Genomic DNA, 12,082 nt, shown 5'->3' on the forward strand with positions numbered 1-12,082 from the left:
GGATTATAGATTTGAAGGTGATATGCATGAAGAAATATAAAATAGGAGAAGTAGGAAAGGAATTTGGTGTTTCGATAGATGCTTTAAGGTTTTATGAAAAGAAAGGTTTCCTAAAACCACACAAAGATAAAGACAATGGTTTTAGATTTTATACATATGAAGATTTTGGAGTGTTTTTAGCAATTAGAAGCTTTAGACAAATGGGATTCCATGTTAAAGAAATTGGATCGATTTTTAACGGTTTAGAATATGATGACATAATGAAAAAATGTATTGATAAAATAGCTGAAAAAAATGAAGCAATAAAACAGTTAGAGATAGAAACAAAACAAATCAATGAATTTATAAACTTATTAAAAGAATACAAGCAAGAAGATAAACAATGGGTGATAAAACCAGGCGGCACTTATTATTTTCTCAAACATGTTCATTTAAATGAAGGAACATTGTGTGTAAATCCGCTATTAAAAGAATGGTTGAATTTCTTGCCAACGGTGTCTCCAGCATTATGTATTCCACTTGAAGAATATAAAATGAAGAATATAGATAATAGTTACTGGGTAATGGCCATATCTGAATTAAAGATGAAAGAGTGCCAATTACATATTGATGATTCAGTTTTTCAAATAGATATGGGAGAGTGCCTGCATTATCTATATGAAAAAGACGTAAATGAACCGTTATCATCGTTGATATTAGATGAACCACTACATATTATGAAGGAACAGGGATACTCTCTTAATGGAGATATTTTATGTCGATACGTTTGCGAAACAAAGAGTCAAGAAAAAACAGATGAACATTATATTATTATGATTCCTATTATTAAATAAAACGGTATAAAGTGACATAGTAAATGTGAAGTAGAGAACGAAATGAAGAAATGCATGTAATTGTTAGACATAGTCTACAATTACATGCATTTTTTTTGAAACAAAAGAACGTTTACTCGGTGCTCAATTAAGTTTAAACAAAAAATGAATTAATTCAATTAAGCTATTGACCCTAGTCTTAGACCATAGTTTATATTGAAATCATGAAGTAAGCGTTTACAAATAACGAAATATAAAACGCTTAAATAAATTATTGGAGGTTTTTAATATGAGAAATATCGTACTTTTATGTAATGCAGGTATGTCTACAAGTATGTTAATGAACAAAATGAGAGGATATGCAGAATCAACAGGGTATAACTGTGAAATTAATGCTTATGCACTAACAGAAGCGAAAAATGTTGGTCCGGCAGCTGATGTAATTTTATTAGGGCCACAAGTTCGATATGCCTTAAATACTGTGAAAAGTCAATTGCCAGAAAAGACAATTGAAGTTATTGATATGGCAGCTTACGGCATGCTAGATGGGAAAAAAGTAATTGAGCGAGTGAAAACCATTTTAGGTGATTAAAAATTATACACTGGGAACGATTAACGAGCTTTATACGACTTATGTCAGTTTTGAAAAGTACATATCTTGAGGGGGGTCATCGTCTGAAAAAGATAAATAAATTTCCAATTTTATGTATGGTAGTAGTGAGCCTGGCAGGTGGTTTAGTACTTTCAGGATGTTCATCAGAAAGCAAAGATAAGGCTTTAAAAGACTCAGATATAACACTTATAACGAATGTTCTTCCGTATGGGGAAGTAGGGGCTACCGTCGTTTGTGATTTTGGAGATACAATAGATAGCTCAAAATTAACAAAAGATAGTTTTGAAGTTGAGGTGGAAGTGAATGGGAAACCTCAAAATAGAAAAATAACTAAAGTGTATACAAATAATAAGGCTGAGGTATCAGAGACTTCAAAAGACGGGCAATACGTTGTGATCGAATTAGATGAAAACGATAAATATGCATCTACCTCAACATTTAATGAAGAAAAATTTTTAAGTACAAGAGATAATTTAGATTATAAGTTATCTCTTACGAAAGAAATTAAAACAAAAGAAGGTGCAACTTTTAAAGCATCTGAAAAGAAAAATAAAATTTCAAATGTAGTTACTCCTGTTGTAGATGATTTTAAAAAAGGGGTATATCAAGATGCTTCTGGAAGCAAAATGCAATACAGACTTTTTGAGCCTAAAAAAGAGCCTAACAAAAAATATCCGCTAGTCTTATTTTTACATGGATCAGGTGAACGAGGAAATGACAACTATATGCAAGTCGTAGGAAATGAGGGCGCTGTAACGTGGGCTAATCCAGAGCAGCAAAAGAAAAACCCTGCATATGTGTTAGCTCCTCAGGTTGAAGCAGCTGAAACCCTTACAGCATATTGGACTGAGGAACCTAACTATACTACGATGTTTAATTTACTAAAAGAAACCATCGATAAATATGATATTGATAAAAATCGCATATATGTTGTTGGTATGTCTAATGGTGGAATTGGGACTTGGAATGTTATTAAAAAGAACCCGGATCTTTTCGCGGCTGCTGTTCCGATTTGTGGAATAGGAGATTTGCCGGGAAATAAGCTTGTTGGTGAATATGAACCATTACAAGATACTTCAGTATTCAAGGATATTAAAGATATGCCAATTTGGGTCTTCCATGCAGAAGATGATCCGCTGGTTGATGTGAGATATAGCAGAGATGCTGTACAAGCTATTAAAGAACTAGGTGGTTCTTCAATCAAATATACAGAATATCCAACTGGAATCGTTAAACCAATGGGACACTTCTCTTGGGTACCAGCTTTGCAGGATAAAGAGATGATAAATTGGTTGTTTAATCAGTCAAAATAATTTTTAAATATCTTTATTATAAAAATATCATTCTACTCATGTGGGTGGTGCATGCATATTTTTATAAGCCCATAAGGAGATTTCATAATGAGTAAAAAAATATTATCACTTTGCTTGTTAGTTTCTTTAACAGTTTCATTATTTGGATGTTCAGCAAATGAAGACCAAAAAGCGAAAGAGAACAAGGAAGAAAAACCTGTGGAATTTTATTTGGTAAGGCATGGGAAAACAATGCTAAACACGACTGATAGAGTCCAGGGGTGGGCAGACGCGCCCCTTACTAAAGATGGAATTGAAGTAGCAGAGTACCTTGGGAAAGGTTTGAAAGGCGTTAACTTTGAAAAGGCATATAGTAGTGATAGTGGGCGTGCAATAGAAACAGAGAAAATTGTGTTAGATCAAAGTGGAAATAAAGGTATGAATATTAATCAAAGAAAAAATTTGCGAGAAGCATGTTTCGGTGAGTTTGAAGGGGAGTTAAATCATACTTTTCGGGAAAAACTCGCGCAAGCTAATAATATGACCTATGAAGAATTTATGAAAAATTTTGACGTTGATATCATGCTGAAAACTGTAGCGAAAATCGATAAGAGTAAACAGGCTGAAGATACTGAAACAGTCACGAAGAGAATGAAAAAAGAAATTGATCAAATTGCAGAAGAAGTAGCAAAAAATGGCGGTGGTAATGTTCTTGTTGTATCACATGGTATATCTTTAATGGGGCTATTGTATACAATATCTCCTGAATCGTTAAATGAAGTGGAAGAAGGATTAGGAAATGCGAGCGTTTCAAAAGTTGTGTATAAAGATGGGAAATATAAAGTTCAATCTGTAAATGATATGAGTTATGTAGAAAAAGGTAAAAAATAGACTTATTAAAATCCCAAAATATTGGAGGTAATTATGAAACTGTTAGAAGGGACAAAAAACGGACTAGAACGAATCATCACACCACTAACAAATTATCTCGGAAATAGTAAAGTTGTAAATGCGATTACATCAGGGATGATGATGACAATTCCTGTTACGATCGGTGTTACGTTATTTGCTATTTTAGGTAATCTACCATTTGAAGGGTGGAAAGAATTTTTAATTCAAATTGGTTTATATACGCATATGCAAGACATGATTAGTGCGACATTAAGCTTGTTAGCAGTTTATATGGTTGTCATTATCGCTTATTCCTATGCGAAAGAAGAAGGCATGAATGGAATGACAGCCGCAGTTATCGCGTTAGGTAGTTTCTTATGCTTAATGCCAATGTCTATTAAAGTAGGAGAAGAACAAATTCCAGCTATTTTAAATCAGTACTTAGGTAGCGATGGTATATTTGTTGCCATGTTTGTCGGTGTTATCACAAGTAAAATATATTGTGCATTAAAAAGAAAAAATATTGGAGTAAAACTACCGGAATCGGTACCGCCTATGGTAGCTGATGCGATTAACCCTGTGTTTATTTCAATCATCATTTTCACGCTTATCTTCTTTATCAGAGTAATATTTGGTTATACTCCATATGAAAATATTTTTAACTTTGTGAGTCAAGTAATCTCGTTACCTGTAAAAGTAATTGGATCGTCTGTATGGTCAGTTATTGCTATCTTTACTTTTATGAATTTATGTTGGTTCTTCGGTTTACACCCAGCACCAATCATAAATGTATGGTATAGTGCGACGGCTCCGTTATTTACAGCAGCAATTACAGCTTTCGCTTCAGGAACACCATTTTCGGAAATTCCTTACTTAGCATTTAGTTTAATGCATTTTGCAGTTGCGATTGGTGGAACAGGAAATACGTTAGGTTTAGCAATAAATCTACTATTTGCGAAATCGGAGCAATATAAATCACTTGGAAAAATCGGTATCATCCCAAATATCTTTAATATTAATGAGCCGATTGTATTTGGATTACCGCTTGTTCTGAATCCAATATACTTTATTCCATTAGTAGCATCTTCAATAATCGGAGGGTTAATTGGTATCGTATTCCTTAAAATTACGGGAATTTTATCTAACTTTAACCCACTTATTGAATTGCCATGGGTAACACCAGCACCATTTGCAGGCTATATTTCCGGTGGTTGGTTATTACTTCTAATGACAGTTTTAATCATTATCTCTCAAATTCTATTATATTATCCGTTCTTTAAAATGGGAGATAAGAAAGCTTATGAAGCAGAACAACAAGCAGCACAACAATAATAATTTATCCCACAAAAGTTTGAGTGGTTTGGGGCTAGTAATCAGTGGGGGATGAACAAAACCCCCGCTAATTATAGTTTCACTTTATTAAAATGAAAAAATGTTAGGAGAATCGTAATGGAACAAAATGAATTAGTAGTATTTCAAATTATATCAGCGGTAGGTAGTGCACGATCATCGTATATTGAAGCAATCCAAGAAGCAAAAATGGGTAACTTTGAACAAGCAAGACAATTAATGAATGAAGGTAGTGAAACTTTTATTGAAGGGCATAGAGCACATGCTGGATTGATTAGTAAAGAAGCAGCTGGTGAAAAAGTAGAAGTAAGTTTATTGTTAGCGCATGCAGAAGATCAATTGATGAGTGCAGAAGGATTTAAAATAGTAGCGGAAGAGCTTATAAGTGTTTATGAAACATTTTTAGTGAAACAAAATTAATATAAACAAACTATAACAAAACTATTTTTGAAAGGGAAAGGTAAAAAGATGCTCAATACTACATTTAAAAAAGACTTTTTATGGGGAGCTTCCACAAGTGCTTACCAAGTAGAAGGCGCCTATAATGAAGATGGGAAAGGCCTTTCTGTTCAAGATGTGAAAGTTATTCCTGAAGGTACGTCAGATTTTACAGTTTGTAGTGATCATTATCATCATTTTAAAGAAGATGTGAAGCTTTTTTCTGAATTAGGGCTAAAAGTATATCGCTTTTCAATAGCTTGGACTCGAATTCTTCCAAATGGTACTGGAGAAGTGAATGAAAAAGGTATTGCATTCTATAGCAATCTTATTGATGAATTGCTGAAGCATGATATCGTACCGTTAGTAACGATGTATCATTTTGATTTACCGTATGAATTAGAGAAAAAGGGTGGCTGGAGTAACCGTGCTACTATCGATGCTTTTGTTAAGTATTGTGAAATCCTTTTTGAACGTTTTGGAGATAGGGTAAAACATTGGTTAACAATAAATGAGCAGAATATGATGATACTACATGGACAGGCCATTGGGACATCGGTATTATCTCAAAAAGAGCTATATCAGCAAAATCATCATATGCTTTTAGCGGAGGCAAAGGTAACAAACTTATGTCACGAGATGATACTTGATGCAAAAATTGGTCCAGCACCAAATATTAGTTATGTGTATCCTAAAACATGTAAGCCGAATGATATAATTGCAGCTCAAAATTGTAACGCAATTCGTAATTGGTTATATCTAGATATGGCTGTATATGGAAGATATAACAATATAGCGTGGAATTTTATGAAAAGTAAAAATATCGAGCCAGTTATATTACAAGGAGATATGGAGATTTTATCTAGCTCAAAGCCGGATTATATCGCTTTTAACTATTATTCTTCTATTACTGTTAGTGAGTACGATGAGAACTTTGTAATTGATAATACAGGTGATCAACAAATTGAAGTAGGTGAAGAAGGATTCTTCATGGGTGACGATAATGAACATCTAGAATTAACCGATTTTGGTTGGGAAATCGACCCAATTGGCTTCCGAGTTACACTAAGAGAAGTGAATGATCGTTATAACTTGCCAATTATCGTTACAGAGAATGGGATAGGTGCTTACGACAAAGTAGATGAAGATGGATCAGTTCAAGATCATTATCGAATTGATTATTTGAAAAAGCATATTGAACAGATGGAATTGGCAATTGCAGATGGAGTGGATGTAATTGGTTATTGCCCTTGGGCGGCAATCGATTTAATTTCTACGCATCAAGGTTTCAGAAAAAGATATGGTTTTATTTATATAAATCGTGATGAAGACGATTTAAAAGATTTAAAAAGAATAAAGAAACAGAGCTTCTATTGGTATAAAGAAGTTATTTCATCAAATGGTAAAGAACGATAGCATATAGTTTCGAATTTCACATCATAGAGTGCGTACCTCAAGAAAAAATTATTTGTCTTGAGGTACGCACTTTTTATTTGGAAAATAACTATATCTCGCTTCAGATAGAATATAGAGCCATATAAAATCGGAATGAATACCCTCAAAATGCACGAAAGAAATATGTATATTTCCTACACTATGTACATACAAAAACTTTTTGGATATAGATATAATTTATTTACAGAATATTTAAAAAGTTATTCAAGGGGGTAAAAGGATGTCAATTCAAACAATTGGTATTGTCGGTGCAGGATCTATGGGTTCTGGAATTGCAAATTTAGCCGCATTAAATGGATTTACAGTTATTTTACATGATATTGAGGAACGTTTTTTAGATAATGCAATACAACGAATGAATGGTTTTATGACTAAGAGTGTTACAAGAGGAAAGATGACGGAAGCAGATAAAGAAGAGGCGCTCGGCCGAATTCGACTCACTACAACTTTAGAAGATATGAAAGATACAGATGTAATCATTGAAGCAGTGTTAGAAAATTTAGAATTGAAGAGGGAAGTATTTGCTTCACTAGATCGCATCGTCCCTGAAGGAGTTATATTAGCGACAAATACTTCATCTATGTCAATAACAGAAATTGCATCAGCAACGAACCGTCCAGAACGTGTGGCGGGCATGCATTTTTTTAACCCTGCACAACTTATGAAACTTGTAGAAGTTGTTCGTGGTTATCGAACGAGTGATGAAACAGTCGAAGAATTGAAAGCGTTATCTAAAAAACTTTCGAAAGAACCAGTTGAAGTAAAGAAGGATTCCCCAGGATTTATTGTTAATCGAATTATGATTCCACAATTTATAGAGGCAATTAAATTGCTCGAAGATGGTGTTGCCTCTGCAGAAGATATTGATAAGGCTGTTACACTCGGACTTAATTATCCAATGGGGCCGTTTGCACTTCAAGATTTTGCAGGAGTAGATATTGGTTATCATGTGATGGAGTACTTCAAAGAAGAGTTAAACAATGATCAATATGCGCCGCCGCTTTTATTAAAACAGCTAGTTAGAGCAGGTAGACATGGCAAAAAAACAGGTGCGGGTTTTTATGATTATGAATAAAGAATGGGGGATAAAGTTATGAATTATGAATTTTTAATTTGTGATATTGAAAATAAGGTTGCGATCGTTACAATTAATCGCCCACCTGTAAATCCATTGAATACACAAGTGTTTAATGAACTTTCCAGTCTATTTGGTGAACTAGAAGCGAATGAAGAAGTACGAGTAATCGTTCTTACAGGAAGCGGAAGGAAGGCATTTGTCGCAGGCGCTGATATTAATGAAATGGCAGCACTTGATCTTGTCGGTGTAAACAAAATGAATAAGACTTCACGAACGGTATTTAGCAAAATTGAAAATATGTCAAAACCAGTTATTGCTGCGATAAATGGATTAGCTCTTGGTGGTGGTTTTGAACTCGCACTCGCATGTGACTTACGTATTAGTTCTGATCAGGCAAAGTTTGCTTTTCCGGAAGTAGGATTAGGAATTATTCCAGGAGGCGGAGGTACACAACGTCTTCAAAAAATAGTTGGTCAAGGTGTAGCGAAAGAATTACTTTACTTCGGAGACATGTTTGACGCGCAACGTGCCCTAGATTTACATATTGTCAACAAAGTAGTACCTGCTGAAGATCTATTCGAGGCAGCGAAGGAATGGGCATATAAATTGGCACAGAAACCACCGGTAGCGCTTCAAATGCTAAAAACTGCGGTGAATGTAGGAAGTAATACTGACCTTGAATCTGGTCTAATAATCGAAAGTACCTGCTTTGGAAATGCCTTTGCAACAGATGATCGTAAAGAAGGACTTCAAGCATTCGTTGAAAAACGGAAGCCAGTTTATTCGGGAAAATAATGAGGTGATTGGTATATGAGAGAGGTAGTTTTATTAGAGGGAGCAAGGACTCCGTTTACTGAAATTTCTGGATCGTTCCGGCATATCAATGCAACAGATTTAGGAGCTATTGCAGCAAAGGAAGCAATACGGAAAGCTAACATTTCTGCCGAAGATATTAATCAAGTGATCTTCGGTAATGTTCAGCAGTCTAGTAAAGATGCACATTTATTAGCTAGGCATGTTGGTTTAAAAGCGGGAGCACCTATTCATGTCCCTGCTTTAACGATCAATCGTCTTTGCGGAACTGGTGTTGAATCTATTTTAACGGCAGCTCGTTATATTCTTTGCGGGGAAGCAGACGTAGCACTTGCCGGAGGAACTGAGAACATGAGCCAAGTACCACATGTAATACCTGGAATGAGATGGGGAAGTTCACTCGGCGGTCCGGCCTTAGAAGATTGGTTATGGGATGGTCTTTATGATACGTACGGTAAATGTACGATGGGAGAAACAGCTGAAAACTTGGCTGCTAAATATAACTTAACGAGAGAAGAAGTAGATCAGCATGCCCTATCAAGTCATGAACGAGCTCTTATAGCAAGGGAAAAAGGGTATTTAAAAGAAGAGATAGTGCCGGTGACAGTGAAAGGGAAAAAAGGAGAAAAGCTTATAGATGAAGATGAGCATATCCGTCATACGAGTCTAGAAAAACTAGCAAAGTTAAAGCCACGTTTTGTCGAAAATGGCGTCGTAACTCCTGGTAGTGCAAGTGGGATGGTAGATGGTGCAGCAGCCGTTATATTAGCATCGAGTGAATACGCCAATGAAAGAGGATTAAAGCCGATTGCTAGACTTATTTCTTGGGCTGTAGTTGGAGTTGAACCAAAGTATATGGGTATCGGACCGGTTCCTGCTATTCAAACTGCATTAGAAAAAGCGAATCTAACTTTGGCAGAATTAGACTTGATTGAAATTAATGAAGCATTTTCTGCACAGTACTTAGCTTGTCAAAAAGAATTAGGATTCGATCTTGAAAAAGCGAATGTAAATGGTGGGGCAGTTGCAATTGGTCATCCACTTGCTGCGAGTGGAACGAGAATTTCTCTGTCCTTAATTTATGAATTAAGAAGAAGAAATAAAAAATATGGAGTATCGGCTGTTTGTATTGGCGGAGGTCAAGGAATTGCAGCAATTTGGGAAGCGTTGTACTAGGTAGGGAATAGGGAACCAGGGAGAGATATTCCTGGTTTTCCTTCATCGTTTATGCTGATATTAGTGAACTTTCTGTAAGTAGGGGGATCGGGAAATTCCGACTAATGGAAGTTCAACTTTTGAATTGGACTGGTTGGTAAGATGATAGAAGGTGAGTGAGAGCATGAAAAAGAATGAAAATTTATTAGCGGTGTATGAGCTGTTAGAACATGTTATTTCAGCTTATGGTCAAAAAGAAGCACTATATGATTTAACTAAACGAATCACATATCAACATTTGAAAAACGATGTAGATTGTTTGGCTGCGGCATTAAAGAGACTAGGAGTAAGTAAAACAGACCGCATCGCTGTTTCTTTACCAAACTGGTCCGAAACGGTAATTGTTTACTTTGCAGCAGCAAAATTAGGAGCGGTGATTGTCCCTTTTAATCCAAAATATAAGTCACATGAAATTGAATATATATTGAAAAATTCCACACCTAAGATATTAATAGCTTCAGAAGAATTTGAACAGAATTTCGGTTTTGAAAAAGCACTGTGTACGGTTCAAAAAGCTGTTACTGTAAGATATCAACATGCAGGCCTCGGCTCATATGAGGAGTTAATTCGTTCAGCGATACCCGAAATAGAAACAGTTGATATAAATGTAAATAGTGATTTGTTTTGTATTTTGTATACATCAGGAACAACTGGTATACCGAAGGGAGTAATGGTTACACACCGCGCTGTTGTACAATCTGCACAAACAATAGGGCGAGAGTTACGTAGTACACAAGATGATGTGTTCATTATTTCCGCACCGCTGTTTCATATTTTCGGTATGGCAATTAACATGCTTTGTGCAGTAGCTAAGGGTGCGCGAATGATCTTACAGGAAAAATTTCGGCCACGAGAAACTTTAGAGTTAATTGCAAAAGAAAAGGTAACGATTCAGCAAGGCGTACCAACGATGTTTATTAAAGAACTGGAATTAGAAGATTTTGATCGTTATGATTTGTCTACATTACGTGCAGGACTTGTCGGCGCTGCACCTATTCCGGCGAAAAAAGTGACGGAAATACGAGAACGGATGGGAATTAACCTTTGTCAATCGTTTGGGATAACTGAAACAGTTTCTGTTACGATGAACTCGTATGGTGATACGGAACAGAACATAACAGAAACTCTCGGAAAGGCAATTCCAGGAGTAACATTGAAAATTGTAGATGAAAATAGAGTGGAGCTTCCTCCTGGAGAAGTGGGGGAAATCGCAGTGAAGAGCTTTGGTGTAATGAAAGGTTATTATAATATGCCTGAGCAGACAAAGCAGGTTTTGGACAATGACAACTGGTATTATTCAGGAGATTTAGGAACTCTTGATAATGAGGGATATTTAAGATTCGTAGGCCGGAAAAAGGAAATGATTATACGCGGGGGGCTAAATGTGTACCCTCAAGAAATTGAAGCGGTGCTGATGAAACATCCACAAGTAATAGAAGCGGCAGTCATTGGTCTTCCGGATAAAGTACTTGGGGAAGTAGTATGTGCGGTCATTCGTCTAAAAAGTGGAGAAGTAAGTTCGGGAGAAGAAATGAAATTTTATCTCAAAGACCGAATGGCAATATATAAAATACCAGAAAAAGTAATATTCACAAATGAATTTCCTGTAACAGCTAGTGGGAAAATCCAAAAATTAAAATTGCGAGAGCAAGTAGCTTCAAATAGTAGTCCAATGGTTTAAAAGATAGAATTGGAGGATCAGAGACGATGGAGGAATATACATTTCAAGTAAGATGGGGAGATACTGATGCAGCGGGCATTGTATATTATCCTAATTTTTATAAATGGATGGATGAAGCAACACATGAGTACTTTAAAAAAATTGGTTATCCTTCCGCCGAACTTTTCGTAGAACAACAGATTGGTTTACCGTTACTCGAAACAAAATGTAAATTTATGTCGCCTCTTCGTTTTGAAGATCAAGTAGTTGTGAAAAGTAAGATTAACGTTTTGTATAATAAAGTCTTTACAATTCAGCATGTCTTTGTAAAAGGGGAGCAAGTTGTAGCAGAAGGGTATGAAACTCGTGCGTGGACTTCTTTCAAAGAAGAAGTGAAAGCGTATCCAATACCTGAGGATGTTCGGCAGAAAATGATGCCAGAGATAAAGGCAGTGGAGAGTTAAA

General features: G+C 35.7%; 12 protein-coding genes. All 12 read left to right on the top strand.

Going from position 1 to position 12,082, the window contains the following annotated elements; translation table 11 throughout:
- Nucleotides 1-26: 26 nt before the first annotated feature.
- The 12 genes from ACTFQM_RS00500 (at nucleotide 27) to ACTFQM_RS00555 (ending at nucleotide 12,081) form a co-directional block, all read left to right on the top strand.
- Complete coding sequence (locus ACTFQM_RS00500) at nucleotides 27-833, top strand: MerR family transcriptional regulator (protein ID WP_440033071.1); 807 nt, start codon at nucleotides 27-29, stop codon at nucleotides 831-833.
- 268 nt (nucleotides 834-1,101) lie between these two features.
- Nucleotides 1,102-1,404 carry a PTS sugar transporter subunit IIB gene (locus tag ACTFQM_RS00505; RefSeq protein WP_128854210.1) on the top strand — a complete coding sequence of 101 codons (303 nt, stop codon included), beginning with the start codon at nucleotides 1,102-1,104 and terminating at the stop codon, nucleotides 1,402-1,404.
- Nucleotides 1,405-1,445: 41 nt separating this feature from the next.
- Complete coding sequence (locus tag ACTFQM_RS00510) at nucleotides 1,446-2,738, top strand: prolyl oligopeptidase family serine peptidase (RefSeq protein ID WP_440033072.1); 1,293 nt, start codon at nucleotides 1,446-1,448, stop codon at nucleotides 2,736-2,738.
- Between the two features lie 87 nt (nucleotides 2,739-2,825).
- Nucleotides 2,826-3,608 (top strand): histidine phosphatase family protein, encoded by a 783-nt coding sequence (locus tag ACTFQM_RS00515; protein WP_440033073.1) that lies wholly within the window; start codon nucleotides 2,826-2,828, stop codon nucleotides 3,606-3,608.
- Nucleotides 3,609-3,641: 33 nt separating this feature from the next.
- On the top strand, nucleotides 3,642-4,940 hold the full coding sequence (locus tag ACTFQM_RS00520; RefSeq protein ID WP_440033074.1) for a PTS sugar transporter subunit IIC: 1,299 nt from the start codon (nucleotides 3,642-3,644) through the stop codon (nucleotides 4,938-4,940).
- Nucleotides 4,941-5,057: 117 nt separating this feature from the next.
- Entirely contained in the window at nucleotides 5,058-5,378 is a 321-nt protein-coding gene (locus ACTFQM_RS00525) for a PTS lactose/cellobiose transporter subunit IIA (protein WP_440033075.1), read from the top strand.
- A gap of 48 nt (nucleotides 5,379-5,426) precedes the next feature.
- Nucleotides 5,427-6,812 carry a glycoside hydrolase family 1 protein gene (locus ACTFQM_RS00530; protein WP_440033076.1) on the top strand — a complete coding sequence of 462 codons (1,386 nt, stop codon included), beginning with the start codon at nucleotides 5,427-5,429 and terminating at the stop codon, nucleotides 6,810-6,812.
- 259 nt (nucleotides 6,813-7,071) lie between these two features.
- Nucleotides 7,072-7,926: a 3-hydroxyacyl-CoA dehydrogenase family protein gene (locus ACTFQM_RS00535; protein WP_440033077.1), complete on the top strand. Its 855-nt coding sequence runs from the start codon at nucleotides 7,072-7,074 to the stop codon at nucleotides 7,924-7,926.
- A gap of 18 nt (nucleotides 7,927-7,944) precedes the next feature.
- On the top strand, nucleotides 7,945-8,724 hold the full coding sequence (locus tag ACTFQM_RS00540; RefSeq protein WP_440033078.1) for an enoyl-CoA hydratase/isomerase family protein: 780 nt from the start codon (nucleotides 7,945-7,947) through the stop codon (nucleotides 8,722-8,724).
- Nucleotides 8,725-8,739: 15 nt separating this feature from the next.
- The gene (locus ACTFQM_RS00545; RefSeq protein WP_440033079.1) at nucleotides 8,740-9,918 is read left to right on the top strand and encodes an acetyl-CoA C-acetyltransferase; all 1,179 of its coding nucleotides are present in this window, start codon (nucleotides 8,740-8,742) and stop codon (nucleotides 9,916-9,918) included.
- Between the two features lie 163 nt (nucleotides 9,919-10,081).
- Nucleotides 10,082-11,638: a class I adenylate-forming enzyme family protein gene (locus ACTFQM_RS00550; RefSeq protein WP_440033080.1), complete on the top strand. Its 1,557-nt coding sequence runs from the start codon at nucleotides 10,082-10,084 to the stop codon at nucleotides 11,636-11,638.
- A 26-nt stretch (nucleotides 11,639-11,664) separates the two neighbouring features.
- The gene (locus ACTFQM_RS00555) at nucleotides 11,665-12,081 is read left to right on the top strand and encodes an acyl-CoA thioesterase (protein ID WP_440033081.1); all 417 of its coding nucleotides are present in this window, start codon (nucleotides 11,665-11,667) and stop codon (nucleotides 12,079-12,081) included.
- Nucleotide 12,082: the final 1 nt, after the last annotated feature.

Origin of the sequence: Bacillus cereus group sp. MYBK30-2 (assembly GCF_051915945.1) — a bacterium.
GTDB classification, from domain to species: domain Bacteria; phylum Bacillota; class Bacilli; order Bacillales; family Bacillaceae_G; genus Bacillus_A; species Bacillus_A paramycoides.